The 15,305-nt window shown below is 70.8% G+C and carries 12 protein-coding genes; 2 read left to right on the forward strand and 10 right to left on the reverse strand.

Annotated features, from left to right (window positions below):
* Positions 1-52: 52 nt before the first annotated feature.
* The 4 genes from OHO27_RS11565 to proS all read right to left on the reverse strand — a co-directional run bounded on the left by OHO27_RS11565 (position 53) and on the right by proS (position 3,345).
* A complete protein-coding gene (locus OHO27_RS11565) occupies positions 53-292 on the reverse strand; it encodes an RNA-binding protein (protein ID WP_005479813.1) in 240 nt (79 codons plus the stop codon).
* Positions 293-294: 2 nt separating this feature from the next.
* Entirely contained in the window at positions 295-714 is a 420-nt protein-coding gene (gene rpsP, locus OHO27_RS11570) for a 30S ribosomal protein S16 (protein WP_328422927.1), read from the reverse strand.
* A gap of 358 nt (positions 715-1,072) precedes the next feature.
* Positions 1,073-1,669: a hypothetical protein gene (locus OHO27_RS11575; RefSeq protein WP_328422929.1), complete on the reverse strand. Its 597-nt coding sequence runs from the start codon at positions 1,667-1,669 to the stop codon at positions 1,073-1,075.
* A 260-nt stretch (positions 1,670-1,929) separates the two neighbouring features.
* Positions 1,930-3,345, reverse strand: coding sequence for a proline--tRNA ligase (gene proS, locus OHO27_RS11580; RefSeq protein WP_328422931.1), 1,416 nt, complete (start codon positions 3,343-3,345; stop codon positions 1,930-1,932).
* Positions 3,346-3,544: 199 nt separating this feature from the next.
* Between proS and OHO27_RS11585 the strand changes: the two genes are divergently transcribed.
* The gene (locus OHO27_RS11585) at positions 3,545-4,411 is read left to right on the forward strand and encodes an SAM-dependent methyltransferase (protein ID WP_328422933.1); all 867 of its coding nucleotides are present in this window, start codon (positions 3,545-3,547) and stop codon (positions 4,409-4,411) included.
* A 3-nt stretch (positions 4,412-4,414) separates the two neighbouring features.
* Here the strand turns inward: OHO27_RS11585 and ftsH are convergent, their stop codons facing one another.
* From ftsH to nsdA, 6 genes are all read right to left on the reverse strand, one after another.
* A complete protein-coding gene (gene ftsH / locus OHO27_RS11590) occupies positions 4,415-6,352 on the reverse strand; it encodes an ATP-dependent zinc metalloprotease FtsH (RefSeq protein WP_328422935.1) in 1,938 nt (645 codons plus the stop codon).
* Positions 6,353-6,478: 126 nt separating this feature from the next.
* Positions 6,479-8,029, reverse strand: coding sequence for a signal recognition particle protein (gene ffh, locus OHO27_RS11595; protein ID WP_328422937.1), 1,551 nt, complete (start codon positions 8,027-8,029; stop codon positions 6,479-6,481).
* A gap of 84 nt (positions 8,030-8,113) precedes the next feature.
* Entirely contained in the window at positions 8,114-10,561 is a 2,448-nt protein-coding gene (locus OHO27_RS11600; RefSeq protein ID WP_328422939.1) for a [protein-PII] uridylyltransferase, read from the reverse strand.
* A 28-nt stretch (positions 10,562-10,589) separates the two neighbouring features.
* Complete coding sequence (locus OHO27_RS11605) at positions 10,590-10,928, reverse strand: P-II family nitrogen regulator (RefSeq protein WP_328422941.1); 339 nt, start codon at positions 10,926-10,928, stop codon at positions 10,590-10,592.
* Positions 10,925-12,271 (reverse strand): ammonium transporter, encoded by a 1,347-nt coding sequence (locus OHO27_RS11610; protein WP_328422943.1) that lies wholly within the window; start codon positions 12,269-12,271, stop codon positions 10,925-10,927. Before OHO27_RS11610 ends, OHO27_RS11605 begins: the two co-directional genes overlap by 4 nt.
* 337 nt (positions 12,272-12,608) lie before the next feature.
* Complete coding sequence (nsdA, locus tag OHO27_RS11615; protein WP_328422944.1) at positions 12,609-14,102, reverse strand: transcriptional repressor NsdA; 1,494 nt, start codon at positions 14,100-14,102, stop codon at positions 12,609-12,611.
* Between the two features lie 458 nt (positions 14,103-14,560).
* On the opposite strand from nsdA, the gene OHO27_RS11620 reads away from it, so the two are divergent.
* A complete protein-coding gene (locus OHO27_RS11620; RefSeq protein ID WP_328422945.1) occupies positions 14,561-15,217 on the forward strand; it encodes a bifunctional DNA primase/polymerase in 657 nt (218 codons plus the stop codon).
* The last annotated feature ends 88 nt before the right edge of the window (positions 15,218-15,305 follow it).

A 15,305-nucleotide genomic window follows, 5' to 3' on the forward strand; every position in this document is an offset into this window, starting at 1 on the left:
CCGGGGACGGCCCAGTGGCCCTCCCCGGCCCGAGCCGGTGCTGCGTTCGGCGTCAGCGGACGTGGTCCACGTCGACGAGGTCGACACGGACACCGCGGCCGCCGATGGCGCCCACGACGGTGCGCAGAGCGCGTGCGGTACGGCCGTTGCGGCCGATCACCTTACCGAGGTCGTCGGGGTGGACCCGGACCTCCAGCACACGCCCGCGACGCAGGTCACGCGAGGCGACCTGCACATCGTCCGGGTTGTCGACGATGCCCTTCACGAGGTGCTCGAGAGCCTCCTCGAGCATGCTCAGGCCTCGGCCGACGCGGACTCGGCGCCGGCCTCGTCCTTCTTCTCCGCCTTCTTCTTCTGGGTGATCGCCTCACCCTTGCCCTCGTCCTCGCCACTGAGGGCCTCGAACGTCGGGCGCGCCTTCTTCGGCTCGGCGACGAGCAGCGGAGCCGGGGCGGGCTCGCCCTTGTACTTCTGCCAGTCGCCGGTCTTCTTCAGAATGGCGAGGACGGGCTCGGTCGGCTGGGCGCCGACACCGAGCCAGTACGCCACGCGCTCGGCGTCGACCTCCATCACCGACGGGTTGTACGTCGGGTGGTACTTGCCGATCTCCTCGATCGCACGGCCGTCACGGCGGGTGCGGGAGTCGGCGACGACGATGCGGTAGTGAGGCGAACGGATCTTGCCCAGACGCTTCAGCTTGATCTTGACTGCCACGGGAGTGGGTTCTCCTGGTTTTGACGTGGTTGGGCACGGCGAGATGGCCGCGTGGGGTTGCGGTACCCGAGTGCCCGATGGACGCGTCAGCCGGAGGCGAGAGGGTTCCTGTGCGGCTGTCGAGTACAGCTAGCCATTGTGCCACACCCTGCGGGGCGCTTTTGAGCCGAGGGGTGGGGAGGGTGCCCGGACATGCCTGAGAGGCACCCGGCGACACGGATGCCGTCGGGTGGGGCGCGCAGCCCGGCGCTGGTGGGGTGCCGTCGATACGGCCGATACGACTGCGCAACGGCACCCCGGCGTCGACGCCACGTACTGAACCGGCAGCCACGAGATGCCGGTGTCCGACGAGGCGTCGCTACGCCGCTCCGACCACCTCGGGAATCCGGAACGGCTTCCCGCAGCCGCCGCACACGATCGGGGCCTGCGCCAGCACCGACGGGACGACCCGGACGTTACGGCCGCAGTCGCAGACCGCCTTGACGCGGACGCCGCCCCCGGAGGAGCCGTGGCGGGCCGCCGGGCCCCGGAAGGTCCTGCTCGTGTCGGCGGAGGTGGCCGCCGTGTGGGCCTTCAGGGCGCGCTGGAGGCGTTCGATGGTCGGGCGGTAGCGGCGCTTGGCCTCGGGGTTGAGCGTGACCAGGGAGAAACCGCTGCTCGGGTGCGGCTCCTCGGGGTGGTCCAGGCCCAGCTCCTCGGCGACGGCGAGGAATCTGCGGTTGTGGTAGCGGCCGGCCCGGGAGGTGTCGCGGACGCCGCGCGCGGCGGCGATGCCATGGACTGCCTCATGAAGCAGTCGCTCGAAGGAGAGCTCGTGACCGCACGCGGACGACGACTCCCCGATCAGGGACTCTGGCGCGGCGAGATCCGGCAGCTCGGGGTGGTACCGCTGAATGTCGGCCCACGCCTGCGCCAGTTCTGCGGCGAGTACAGGTGGTGTCTGTGTCGTGCTCACGTAATGACAACGAGCCGGGGTGCCGCTGTGTTCCGATTCCGGGGCATCCCAAATAATTTGCACGTACCCGTCAGTTCCGAATGATGCGCCCGGACGAGGGCGGGTGCGCTGATCTGCGGAGAAGCCTCACAGCTCATACCAAGCCGGTGCGTAGTCTGACGTACGCCCCGGCGCGTACGCCCCGTCCACGCGCCGGTGCGACTGTGGTCCGCGAATGCGCAAGAGGCGTTTCGGCCGCTCTCGTTCCACACGGCGTCGTCTCAGTATGCGCGCGCCACGACGGCGACGTTACCGGGTGCTTCTTCGGCGTCCGGCACCGACCCGTCCTCGGCGACCAGACACCGCACGGTCACCGCGTGCTCGGCCAGCCTGGCCTCGCCCTCTTCGCCGAGAGTCGCCCACGGGATGCGGGCCCAGCCACCGGCGACGGCCGCCTCGACGGCCGCCTCGATCGTCGTCACCTCGGTGGTGCGGGACTCGCGGCGCTCGCGGGCCTGGGTCAGCAGCAGCGCCTGGTCCTCCTCGAGGACGGCGGGGAGCAGTCGTACAAGATCCTCGATCGCGACCGGCGTCTTGCCGCCGGGGATGCGGCGGGCCAGCATCGCGGTGCCGTTCTCCAGGTCGCGGGGCCCGACCTCGATGCGGGCGGGCACGCCCTTGAGCTCCCAGTCGACCGCGCGACGGCCGAAGGGGGTGTCGGTGCGGTCGTCGACGTGGACGCGGATACCGGCCGCCTTCAGCTGGTCGCCGATCTCGCGGACCTTGGCCAGAACCGCCTCGTCGCCCTTGATGGCGAGGACGACGGCCTGGATCTGCGCGAGGCGCGGCGGGACCCGCAGGCCGTCGTCGTCGCCGTGCATCATCACCAGGGCGCCGATCATGCGGGTGGTCGAGCCCCAGGAGGTCTGCCACACCAGTTCCTGGGTGCCGTCCTGCGACAGGTACGAGGTGTTGAAGGCCTTCGCGAAGTTCTGCCCCAGCTCATGGCTGGTGGCCATCTGCAGCGCCTTGCCGTCGCCCATCATGCCTTCGAGCGTGAGCGTGTTGACGGCGCCTGCGAAGCGCTCCTTGACGGTCTTGCGGCCGGGGACGACGTCCATCGCGAGGACGTTCACCATGAAGTCCTCGTAGACCGCGCGGTGGATGTGCGCGGCGAAGTCGCGGGCGTCCTCGTAGGTGGCGTGCGCGGTGTGGCCCTCCTGCCACAGGAACTCGGTCGTGCGCAGGAAGAGGCGCGGCCTGAGTTCCCAACGGACCACGTTCGCCCACTGGTTGATCAGCAGGGGCAGGTCGCGGTAGCTCTGCACCCACTTCGAGAAGTAATCGTTGATGATCATCTCGGAGGTGGGGCGGACGACCGCCGGCTCCTCGAGCTCCTTGCCGCCGCCGTGCGTGACGACCGCGAGCTCCGGCGCGAAGCCCTCGACGTGGTCCGCCTCGCGCGTGAGATACGACTGCGGGATGAGGAGGGGGAAGTACGCGTTCTGCGTGCCCGTCTCCTTGATCCGGGAGTCCATCTCGGCCTGCATCCGCTCCCACAGCCCGTACCCGTACGGCCGGATGACCATCGTGCCGCGCACCGGGCCGTTGTCGGCCAGCTCCGCCTTGGCGATCAGATCCTGGTACCAGCGCGGGAAGTCGTCCGCCCGTGGCGTGAGTACGGGTGCCTTTGCCATGGCGCGATGGTACGGGCCCACGTTGCCGGAATGTGAATTTTGGCCACGAACGCAGGGATGTCACAAGCCGGGCTCCGCGACCCCTGGACGCAGCGGCGGGTGCGGAGTTTCCTGGCATACGGGGGGGGATGTGAGCGCATGTCACGGGGGCCGATGAATCAGGTACAGCGACAACTCTCGGCGGATTGGGGCGCTTTAGATGACACCTACGCTCGTGCGGCAGCACCCACCTCATGCGGGCGCGACGCCCCGTGTGAACCCGAGTGCACGCGCGCGTGACTGGTCCGAGATCCAGGAGCGGATGCTGGTTCCGCTCTACGAGGCCGTCTACGAGCGAGTGGAAGTGGGCGCCGGCACCCGGCTGCTGGGTCTCGGCTGCGGCAGCGGCCTCGCCCTGCTGATGGCGGCGTCCAGAGGCGCGGCCGTCACCGGTGTCGAGTCCTCCTCCCACGAACGGCTGGCCCTCGCGCGGCAGCGGTTGCTGCCCGAGGCGTGGGGCACACGCGCGCATGGCGAGGCACGGCTCGTGGACGGCTCGCCCGGCGACCTGGCCGCCGCGGCCGACGCACGGACGCCCGCGTACACGCTGGTGACCGCGTTCGAGCCCATCGGATGCCTGGCGGGTGACTCGGAAGGGCTCGGTGAGGCGCTCGCGGCCGTGACGCCGCTCGCCGAGCGGGGGGCACCCGTGGTGCTCGCCGGCTGGGGCCCGCCGGAGCGCTGCGCCACGTCGTCCGTGCTGCGGGTGGCCACCAAGCTGGCCGATCCGCTGCGCAGTACGGGCAGTTGGCGCCCCGCCCTGCGCGACGACCTGGAGGAGGTCGCCCAGCGCGCGGGCCTCAGGCTCGACGGTTCCGGGCGGGTGGCCTGCCCGTTCGGGTACGCGGACGTCGACAGTGCCGTACGGGGGCTGTTGTCGACGGGGCTGTTCGACGCGGCGATCGCGGCGACCGACCAGGCCCAGGTGGACAAGGAGGTGACGGAGGCGCTGCATCCGCACCTGCGGCAGGACGGCACGGTGTGGATGCCGAACGTGTTCCGGTACCTGATCGCCCGCGTGCCCTGAGCCCTACTGGGCGTCGTCCTTCTTCAGCCGCGTGATCCCCGCGATCCGGTACGCCGCGGCCTCCTCCAGCGTCTCGTTCTCCAGCAGCGCCTCGGCCAGGGCGTTCAACTGCCCGCGGTGGTCCCGGAGTTTGCGGCAGGCCTCCTCGTAGCACTCGTCGACGATCCGGCGCATCTCGGCGTCGATCACGTCGAGGGTCTGCGGGGCCGCCGCGAGCCCGTACGCCTGCTGGGCGTCGCTGGGCAGGGCGGACAGCCGGCCCACGCGCTCGCTCATGCCCCAGCGGGCGACCATGGCGCGCGCGATGTTGCTGACCTGTTCGAGGTCGTTCTCCGCGCCCGTGGTGACGACCTCGTAGACCACCTGTTCCGCCGCCATGCCGCCCAGGGCGCCGATGATCCGCCCGCGCAGATAGCCCTCCGAGTGCGCGTACCGCTCCACCTCGGGGGTCGACATCGTCACCCCGAGCGCCCGGCCGCGGGGCACGATGGTGATCTTGCGTACGGGGTCGGCGCCCGGCTGGAGCATGCCGAGGAGGGCGTGTCCGCTCTCGTGGTACGCGGTGCGCCGGCGGTCCTCCTCGGGCATCACCAGGGTGCGCTCGGCACCCAGCTGCACCTTCTCCAGGGCCTCGGACAGGTCCGGCTGGGTCACCTGATCCTGCTTGCGCTTGACGGCGAGCAGAGCGGCCTCGTTGGCGAGGTTGGCCAGATCCGCGCCTGTCATGCCCGGGGTGGTGCGGGCCAGCTGGGTCAGGTCCACGTCCTCGGCGAGCGGGATCTCGCGGGTGTGGATGCGCAGGATGGCCTCGCGCCCACCGCGGTCCGGCGGTGCGACGCTGACCACCCGGTCGAAGCGGCCGGGACGGGTCAGCGCCGGGTCCAGGATGTCGGCGCGGTTCGTCGCCGCGATGACGATCACGCCCTCGGAGCCGGAGAAGCCGTCCATCTCCGTGAGGATCTGGTTCAGCGTCTGCTCGCGCTCGTCGTGGCCGCTCACCGACGCGCCGCCGCCCCGCATCCGTCCGATGGTGTCGATCTCATCGATGAAGATGATCGACGGTGCCACCTTGCGGGCCTCGGCGAACAGTTCCCGGACGCGGGAGGCGCCGACGCCGACGATCATCTCGATGAACTCGGAGGCCGAGGCGGAGAAGAACGGCACGCCCGCCTCGCCCGCCACCGCGCGGGCCAGCAGGGTCTTGCCGGTGCCGGGCGGGCCCGCGAGCAGCACGCCACGCGGCATCTTCGCGCCCATCCTGCGGTAGGCGTCGGGATGCTCCAGGAAGTCGACGACGTCGTCCAGCTCGCCCTTGACCTCGTCGATGCCGGCCACGTCGGCGAAGGTCGTGCGCTCCGTGCCCGGCTGGAGCTCCACCGGTTTCGGCGGCGCCTTGCGGCCGAGCATGCCGCCCGCGCCGCCCAGGCCGGCGCCCATGCGCCGGGCGACGAAGATCCAGACTGCGAGCAGAAGCGCGATCGGGATCAGGGAGAACAGCAGGTTGGACAGAACGCCGCGCTCCCGCACGACCGGCTCGGCGGTCACCGTCACATCGCGGCTGCTCAGGTCCTGCCAGAGCTCGTCGTCCGCGAAGGCGGGGCGCTGGGTCTTGAACTTGGTGTAGTCGCCGTCGCCGTCGGGGTTGTCCCGGGCGCTCTTGAGCTCGCCCTGGATCGCGTCGCCCTTGGAGTAGATCTTGGAGACGTTGCCGGCGTCGACCTGCCTGCTGAACTCCGTGTACGAGATCGTCGGCTCGTTGCCGCGGTCGAGGTAGGTCAGTCCCACGTAGGCGAGCAGGAAGACGATCACCGCGGTGAGGAGCAGGCCCCACCAGCGGCCGCGCATCCGTCGACCGCGGGGCCGCCGGGGCGACTCGTCCGGCGTGCCCTCGGTGCGCCACGGCTGGTCAGGAGCCTTGCGCGGCGGCGCGGCATTGCTCATATCTGGACGTTACGGCAGATACCGGGCCGTGGCATGCGCTGGGGCGCCCCCAGAGCGAGGGGCGCCCCCAGCGACGTAGAAGACGGGATGGCCCTACGGGACCGGACAGCCGTCCGAATCGAACCGTCAGCCCATGAACTTCTTGAACTCGTCCGGCAGCTCGAAGTCCTGCCCGCCCTGCTGGCCCGGCAGCCCGAAGGCGCCGCCCTCAGCGGCGGCGGCCCGGCGAGCCACCTCCTCCTGCTCCTGCTGCTTGCGCTTCATCGGGTTGCCGGAGCGCTGCTTGCCCTTGGCCTTCTTCGGCTGCTTCTTCGTCCGGCCGGGACCGCCACCCATGCCCGGCATCCCCGGCATACCCGGCATACCGCCGCCCTGGGCCATGCGGGACATCATCTTGCGGGCCTCGAAGAACCGCTCGACGAGATTCTTGACCGCGCCGACCTCGACACCGGAACCGCGGGCGATACGGGCCCGCCGCGAGCCGTTGATGATCGTCGGCTCCTGGCGCTCGGCCGGGGTCATCGACTTGATGATCGCGGCCGTGCGGTCGACGTCCCGCTCGTCGAGGTTGTTGATCTGGTCCTTCATCTGGCCCATGCCCGGGAGCATGCCGAGCAGCTTGGAGATGGAGCCCATCTTCCTGACCTGCTCCATCTGGGCCAGGAAGTCGTCGAGGGTGAAGTCCTGGCCCTTCTTGGAGGCCAGCTTCTCGGCCATCTTCTGGGCTTCGGCCTGGTCGAACGTCTTCTCCGCCTGCTCGATCAGGGTGAGCAGGTCACCCATGTCGAGGATGCGCGAGGCCATCCGGTCCGGGTGGAAGGCGTCGAACTCGTCGAGCTTCTCGCCGTTCGACGCGAACATGATCGGCTTGCCGGTGATCTGCCGGATCGACAGGGCGGCACCACCGCGGGCGTCACCGTCGAGCTTGGAGAGCACCACGCCGTCGAAGCCGACGCCGTCGCGGAAGGCCTCGGCGGTGTTGACCGCGTCCTGACCGATCATCGCGTCGACGACGAACAGGATCTCGTCCGGCGAGACCGCGTCCCGGATGTCGGCGGCCTGCTGCATCATCTCCTGGTCGATGCCCAGGCGGCCGGCGGTGTCCACGATCACGATGTCGTGGACCTTGGTCTTGGCGTGCTCGATGGAGTCCTTGGCGACCTTGACCGGGTCACCCACGCCGTTGCCCGGCTCGGGCGCGTAGACCGCGATGCCGGCGCGCTCGGCGACGACGCTGAGCTGGTTCACGGCGTTCGGGCGCTGGAGGTCACAGGCCACCAGCAGCGGCGAGTGGCCCTGCTCCTTCAGCCAGCGGCCGAGCTTGCCCGCGAGGGTGGTCTTACCGGCACCCTGCAGACCGGCCAGCATGATCACGGTGGGCGGCTGCTTGGCGAACCGCAGGCGGCGGGTCTCCCCGCCGAGGATCGTGACGAGCTCGTCGTTGACGATCTTCAGGACCTGCTGGGCCGGGTTCAGCGCCTTGGAGACCTCGGCGCCGAGGGCACGCTCCTTGACGTTCTTGATGAACGTGCGGACGACGGGGAGTGCCACGTCCGCTTCGAGGAGGGCGATGCGGATCTCGCGCGCGGTCGCGTCGATGTCCGCCTCGGAGAGCCGTCCCTTGCCGCGCAGGTTCTTGAAAGTCGCTGAGAGGCGATCGGAAAGAGTATCGAACACGGCGCTCGCGGTCCTCGGGGTCGGTGGCGGCTGGCAATCGCCCTCCAGGGTATCCCGGCGGCGCAGGTTGTCGGGATCCCCCGTTCAGCCCCGCAATGTCTCCTCCAGCTTGCGCGCCACGGAGGCCGCCTCTTCCCTGGGCAGCGGCGCCCCCTCCGGGCCTGTGACATAGAACGCGTCGACGGCGTTGGCGCCCAGGGTGCTGACATGGGCACTGCGCACCCGCACGCTCGCGTCCTCCAGCGCCCGGCCGATCCGGAACAGCAGCCCGGGGGCGTCCTGGGCCCGCACCTCGATCACCGTGGCCAGCCGGGAGGCGGCCGGGTGGACGGACACCCTCGGTGGCGGCGCCACCACGCCCCGGCGGCGCGGGTACGCCGCGTCCCGCTCGGCGAGACGGCCCGCGATGTCCAGTGAGCCGTCCAGGGCGCGTACGAGGTCGGCGCGCAGTCGGGCGGCCTGCGGCAAGGAGCCGTACTCGGCGGCGACCCGCCAGTTCAGCAGCAGGACGGAGCCGTCGACGCCGTCCGGGAGGTCCAGGGCACGCAGTTCCGCGGTGCGGACGGTCAGGCGGTGCATCGCCAGGACGCCGGCCACCGCGGGCAGCACGCCCGGCTGATCCGGTACGGCGATGAGGAGCTCCACGCCGAGCGGCTCGGGGTCGCCGGCAGGCTGCTCCCCGGTCGGCGGCTCGGTCTGGGCGCGCAGCGCCAGCACCGGGCTGCCGGTGGCGATCGCCTCCAGGGCGAGCCGCTCCTGCTCGGCGGTCGGCGCGGCAGCCTCGGGCTCGTCGGGGTCGTCCCCGGCGAGTACGGCCGCGACCCGCTTCACCAGGTCGGCGACCAGGGATCCGCGCCACGACGACCAGGCCGCCGGACCGGTGGCCAGGGCGTCCGCCTCGGTCAGGGCGTGCAGCAACTCCAGCGTGCCCTGCGAGCCGACCGCGTCGGCGACCGAGCGCACGGTGGCCGGGTCCTCCAGGTCGCGCCGGGTGGCCGTGTCGACGAGGAGCAGGTGATGCCGTACGAGGGTGGAGAGCACGGTCACGTCGTCGCGGTCGAAGCCGATGCGCCCGGCCACGTCCCTGGCGATGATCTCGCCGGCCACCGAGTGGTCGCCGGGCCAGCCCTTGCCGATGTCGTGCAGCAGGGCGGCGACCAGCAGCAGGTCGGGGCGGTGGACACGGCGGGTGAACTCGGAGGCGCGCACGGCCGTCTCGATCAGATGCCGGTCGACGGTCCAGATGTGCACGGCGTTGCGCTGCGGACGGCAGCGGACCCGCTCCCAGTCGGGCAGCAGGCGGGTGATCAGCCCCTCGGCCTCCAGCGCCTCCCAGACGTCGACGGTGGGGCTGCCGGAGCCGAGCAGGGTGACCAACTGCTCGCGTGCCTCGGCGGGCCAGGGCGTGGGCAGCGGGCGGACAGCGGCCGCCATGCGCCGTACGGCGTGCAGGGAGAGCGGAAGTCCGGCCTGCGCGGCAGCGGCAGCGGCGCGCAGCGGGAGCACGGGGTCGCGTTCTGGGCGCGCGGCGCGGGCGAGCACCACCTCGCCGTCCTGCTCGACCACGCCCTCGGCCAGCGGGGAGCGCTCGGTGGTCGGCTTCCCGCCACCCAGCATGGCGCGCAGACGCGGCCGCACAGCGCGCGAGCGCAATACGCGCCCCACTTCACGCCAAGTGACATCACTCGCATACGAGATGACCCGCGCCGCCTCGTACACCTGCCGCAGCAGCGTATCGGCGTCGAGCAGGCCGAGTTCGGCGGCGACCTGGTCCTGCTCCTGCAGTGCGAGCCGGTCGGTCGCGCGCCCGGTGGTCAGGTGCAGGGCATCCCGCACGTCGAGCAGCCGGCGCCGGGCGTCGTCGAGGCCCTCGCGAGGGGCGTCGGCCAGCCAGGAGGCGGCGACGGCGCGCAGGATGGTGGCGTCCCGCAGGCCGCCGCGGGCTTCCTTGAGGTCGGGTTCCAGGAGGTACTGCAGCTCTCCCTGCCGCTCGGCGCGTTCGGCGGACAGCTCCTGGAGTTCGGGCAGCCGCTTGGGTGCCTGGTTGCGCCAGTCGGCCAGGACCGCCGTCCGCAGCCCGGCCGTGAGCCCCAGGTCGCCGGCGATGTGCCGGGCGTCCAGCAGGCCCAGCTGGACCTTGAGGTCCTCGCCGGCCGTCTTGCGGGCCTCGGCGGGGGTGCGCACGGAGTGGTCGAGGGCGAGGCCGAGGTCCCAGACCGGGTACCAGATGCGATCGGCCAGCGCGGCCACCGCCTGGCTGTCGCCGGCGTCGTGCAGGAGGAGCAGGTCCAGGTCGCTGCGCGGGGACAGCTCCCCGCGGCCGTAACCGCCGACGGCGATCAGGGAGACTCCGCGCATCCCCTCGGCGCCGGCGGCGAACAGGCCGGTCAGCCAGTCGTCGGTCAGCTCCGCGAGGGCGCTACGGCGCGGCGGCCCGGACGGCGCCCCCGCGGTGAGGAGGCGCAGCCGGGCCGCCGCGTAGCCGCTGGGTCCCGAGTCCTCTGCATCCTTACGAACGTCCGTGCCCGTCACCCAGCGACTCCTGTTCTGTTTTCCTGCTTCAGAGCGCGTCCGGGCCGCGCTCACCGGTGCGGACCCGTACGGCCGTCTCGACCGGGAGGGACCAGACCTTGCCGTCACCGATCTTGCCGGTGCGGGCGGCCTTGACGATGACGTCGATCACCTGCTCGGCGTCATCGTCCTCGGCCAGGACCTCGATGCGGATCTTCGGGACCAGGTCGACGGTGTACTCGGCACCGCGGTAGACCTCGGTGTGGCCCCGCTGACGACCGTAGCCGCTGGCCTCGGTGACCGTCAGGCCGTGGACCCCGAAGGCCTGGAGGGCTTCCTTGATCTCGTCGAGCCGGTGGGGCTTGACGACAGCGGTGATGAGCTTCATGCGTCCACCTTCTTGCTCGCGGCCGCGGCGACCGGTGCCGGGGCGGCGGCGGTACGGGCGGCACCGCCACCGGCGCCACTGAAGTCGTATGCGGTCTCGGCGTGCTCGGCCTGGTCGATGCCGGCGACCTCGTCGTCCTCGGAGACCCGCATCCCGATGGTCTTGTCGAGGATGAAGGCGAGGAGCGCGGAGACGATCAGCGAGTAGGCCAGGACCGCGAAGACACCGGCGCACTGCTTCCAGAACTGGTCGAGGCCGCCACCGTAGAAGAGGCCCTTGACCTCGGACTGGCCCTTTCCGCTGGCGAAGAGGCCGATCAGCAGGGAGCCGACGACACCGCCGACCAGGTGGACGCCGACGACGTCGAGGGAGTCGTCGTAGCCGAACCTGTACTTCAGGCCGACGGCCATGGCGCACAGCACACCGGCGATGACACCGACGGCGATCGCGCCGAGCGGGGTGACCGCGCCACCGGCCGGGGTGATGGCGACCAGGCCCGCGACCGCGCCGGAGGCGGCACCCAGCGTGGTGAACGCGCCGTGGCGGATCTTCTCGTAGGCGAGCCAGGCCAGCATGGCGGCGGCGGTGGCGACCTGGGTGTTGACGAACATCAGCGCACCGACGCCGTCGTCGTTGCCGAGCCAGGAGCCGGCGTTGAACCCGAACCAGCCGAACCACAGCAGACCGGCGCCGAGCATGACCAGCGGCAGGCTGTGCGGACGCATCGGGTCCTTCTTGAAGCCGACGCGCTTGCCGATGACGAGGATCACGCCGAGCGCCGCGGCACCCGCGTTGATGTGGACCGCCGTACCACCGGCGAAGTCGATCACACCGAGCTCGAAGGCCCAGCCGCCGGCGCCCCATACCCAGTGCGCGACCGGGAAGTAGACGACGGTGGCCCACAGGGCGATGAACAGCGCCCAGGCGCTGAACTTCACGCGGTCAGCGAGGGCACCGCTGATCAGGGCGGGCGTGATGATCGCGAACATCAGCTGGAAGACCAGGAACACGAAGACCGGGATCGTGTAGCCGGGCCACAGCTCCGTCAGGCCGATGTTGCCGAGGCCGACCCAGTCGGAGTTCCAGCCGATGAGGCTCCCGGAGTCGGTGCCGAACGCCATGGAGAAGCCGTACAGCACCCACAGGATGGTGACGATCCCGAGGCTGATGAAGCTCATCATCAGCATGTTCAGGGTGCTCTTGACGCGGACCATGCCTCCGTAGAAGAAGGCCAGGCCCGGGGTCATGAGCATCACCAGGGCGGAACAGATGAGCATGAAGCCTGTGTTGGCGGACGACAGCGTGGGTGCGTCCGCCGCAAGCGTGATGGCGGCTGATGCCATCGGCGTCTCCTCGTCGATTGGTACGGCCCCGTGCGGGCGAAGCCTGAGCGGAATGAGGGGTGGGCCGGTTATGCGCCATGACATTGGCGCAGCGCGGTTTCGGTGGAAGCCCCTCGTTGTTTCGCCGCCGTGACGAAGGCGCCTTGCGTGTTACGCGTCGATGAACTGCCGGATCTCCGGCTGTCGGATCGTTATCGTGGCGCAACCTTCACTGAAGGAAGAAAAGGCCGGCCGCGGCGGCCTTCCGATGACCTGGCATGGGGGAGCCGAGTCGGGCAGTTCGGGAGGGCCGGCCGCGGCCGGGGTTCTGGGGTTTCGCGGGATTCGCCCGGGGCCGTCAGACCGCCTCCGCGGTCTCCGGCAGCTCCACGGCGAGCTTGTCCGTCAGGTCCACGACCTCGGCGAGATCCCCGAAGTCGCGTACGGCCGTGTAGACCGTCTTTCGAATACGAGTGTTGACGCGCTCGGAGCGCACCTTTTTGGCGACCTGCATGGCGTGCTCGGCGTAGACCACGCCCTGCTCGGGCTCGCGCCGCAGCAGGTGCACCGTGGCCATGCCGATCAGGTTCAGCGCATACGACCGCTGGTGCTCGCCGTCCTTCGCGAACAGGTCCACGGCCTGCTGCATGACCGGCTCGGCCAGCGAGGCGTACGTCGGGCTGCGGCCGGCGACATACGCGAGGTCGCGGTACGAGTGGGAGTTCTCGCCGTACAGCTCGGCCTCGGAGAAGAAGCGGATCCAGTCGGGGTCCGGCTCGTCCCACTCGTCGGACTCGGAGAAGGTGTCCTCGGCCATCCGGACCGCCCGCTTGCACTTGCCGGGCTGACCCATGTTGGCGTAGGCGCGGGCCTCCATCGCATACAGCATCGACTGGGTGCGCGGGCTCGCGCAGTCCCGGCTGCCGTACTGCGCGAGGTGGATCAGCTCCAGGGCGTCGTCGGGCCGGGCGAGGTGGATCATCTGGCGGCTCATGCTGGACAGGATGTACGAGCCGAGCGGCCGGTCACCGGCCTCCTTGGCGGCATGCAGCGCGAGCACGAAGTACTTCTGCGCGGTGGGCTGAAGCCCCACGTCGTACGACATCCAGCCGGCCAGCTCCGCCAGCTCGGCGGCGACCTTGAACAGCCTCCTGGTGGTGGACTCCGGCTGGGGCTCCTGGAGCAGGTCGGTCACCTCGTGCAACTGCCCCACGACCGCCTTGCGGCGCAGTCCGCCGCCGCACTGGGCGTCCCACTGCCGGAACATCACGGTGGTGGACTCCAGCAGGTCCAGCTCGGGCCTGGACAGCCGACCACGCGCACGGGAGGACGGGACGGGCCGGGACTCCTGGCGCGGGGCGGACGGCGCGGGGACCAGCCAACGCTGCATCGGCTCGATGAGGGCCGGGCCCGCAGCCAAGGCCAGCGAGCTCCCGAGGAAGCCACGCCGCGCCAGCATCAGGTCGCTGCGTGAGAACTCGCTGAGCAGGGCCACCGTCTGCGGGCCCGTCCAGGGCAGGTCGACACCGGACACGGAGGGTGACTGGCGCGCCGCGCGCAGGCCGAGGTCCTCGACGGAGACGACGCAGCCGAACCGCTCCGAGAACAGCTCGGACAGGATCCGCGGGATCGGCTCACGGGGGTTCTCACCGTCGAGCCAGCGGCGTACGCGCGAGGTGTCGGTCGAGATGTGGTTGGCACCCAACTGGCGTGCGCGACGGTTCACTTGGCGGGCCAGTTCGCCCTTCGACCAGCCGCTGCGCACGAACCAGGAGGCGAGCAGCTCGTTCGGGCTCTTGGCAGCGTGCGCTGCGTCACCGGCGCTCGTACCGCTTCCGCTGTTGCCGCTCACTGGAACGCCCCCATCCCTTGGACCACTTGTCACCGAGTGCGCCAAGCCCTATCAGAATGCCGGTAAATACGGTCTCCCGTCCGGCAGTTGTCACCCTTCGAACGGAAAGCCGACTTGCCCCCGGCATACCCACGAGTGCATGTGCCCCGAGGGTCCGTGCACTCACGGTAATCCTACGATCACGCCTCCAACCATGGCGATCCGGGAAACGCCACCATTCGCCACCCCTTCGAATGAACTAACGGACGCCTCCTCACGATTCACTTGACATAGGACGGCCGGAAGTGGGCGGAGCGAAGCACGCTGAGGCGCGCGTCGCCGAGTCCACAACCCTGAATGCTTCCAAGCGCCGCGTGAACCGAACGGCGTCGGAGGGTAACCGGCTCTTCGGGAACACACAGGGTCACGTTCTGGTTCCGCGCCGTAACCACCGGCGCGCTGGACCCGTTGGAGGGGGCATGGGCTTCACGATCGGCGGCATCCGGGAAATCCGGTCCGGCACGCGTCGACGCGGCCGCGCCTCGGAGTGCACCGCCGTCGCCGAGTTCACCGGGCTGTGGGGCTGGGACGTGGCGCCCGGCGCGCGAGCCGCTGCGGGTGCCTGCTCGTGCGGCCGCTCCGACTGCGGCGCGCCCGGCGCACACCCCCTCGACTTCGCGCCGCAGATCCCGGCCGGGGCCACGCTCGACGAGGTCGCCAAGGCGTGGTCGGAGTTCCCGGGTGCCTCGGTGCTGCTGCCGGTCGGGCGGGCGTTCGACGTGATCGAGGTGGCCGAGCCGGCCGGACGCCGAGCGCTGGCCCGGCTCGAGCGGATGGGTCTCCCCCTCGGCCCGGTCACCGCCACGCCCGACGGCCGCGCGCAGTTTCTCGTCGCCCCCGGCGCCGCCGCCGAGCTCCCCGAGCTCCTCTACCGCATGGGCTGGGACGACCCGACCCACCTCGACCTGCGCGGCCTCGGCCCCGGCACGTCCATCACGGCCCCGCCGTCCGACCGGGGCGGACTGGGGCCGGTGCGCTGGCTGCGGGCTCCACAGCTGGACACGGCCACGAAACCGCCGGCCGCGCGGCTGCTGCTCGGGACGCTGGCCTACGTGGCGCATCGGTCGCGCGCGTAGCGCATACCACCGGGCACAGCCCTCACAGCCGTACACAGCGAAGCGCCCGTCCCCCAACTGCACCTTGGGGGGCGGGCGCTTCTTCCAT

This window comes from Streptomyces sp. NBC_00443, from assembly GCF_036014175.1.
Taxonomy (GTDB): domain Bacteria; phylum Actinomycetota; class Actinomycetes; order Streptomycetales; family Streptomycetaceae; genus Streptomyces.

Coding starts and splice junctions, on each gene's coding strand:
- OHO27_RS11565 (WP_005479813.1), bottom strand. CDS start 292: ATGCTCGAGGAGGCTCTCGAGCACCTCGTGAAGGGCATCGTCGACAAC.
- proS (WP_328422931.1), bottom strand. CDS start 3,345: ATGGCAAAGGCACCCGTACTCACGCCACGGGCGGACGACTTCCCGCGC.
- OHO27_RS11585 (WP_328422933.1), top strand. CDS start 3,545: ATGACACCTACGCTCGTGCGGCAGCACCCACCTCATGCGGGCGCGACG.
- ftsH (WP_328422935.1), bottom strand. CDS start 6,352: ATGAGCAATGCCGCGCCGCCGCGCAAGGCTCCTGACCAGCCGTGGCGC.
- OHO27_RS11605 (WP_328422941.1), bottom strand. CDS start 10,928: ATGAAGCTCATCACCGCTGTCGTCAAGCCCCACCGGCTCGACGAGATC.
- OHO27_RS11610 (WP_328422943.1), bottom strand. CDS start 12,271: ATGGCATCAGCCGCCATCACGCTTGCGGCGGACGCACCCACGCTGTCG.
- OHO27_RS11620 (WP_328422945.1), top strand. CDS start 14,561: ATGGGCTTCACGATCGGCGGCATCCGGGAAATCCGGTCCGGCACGCGT.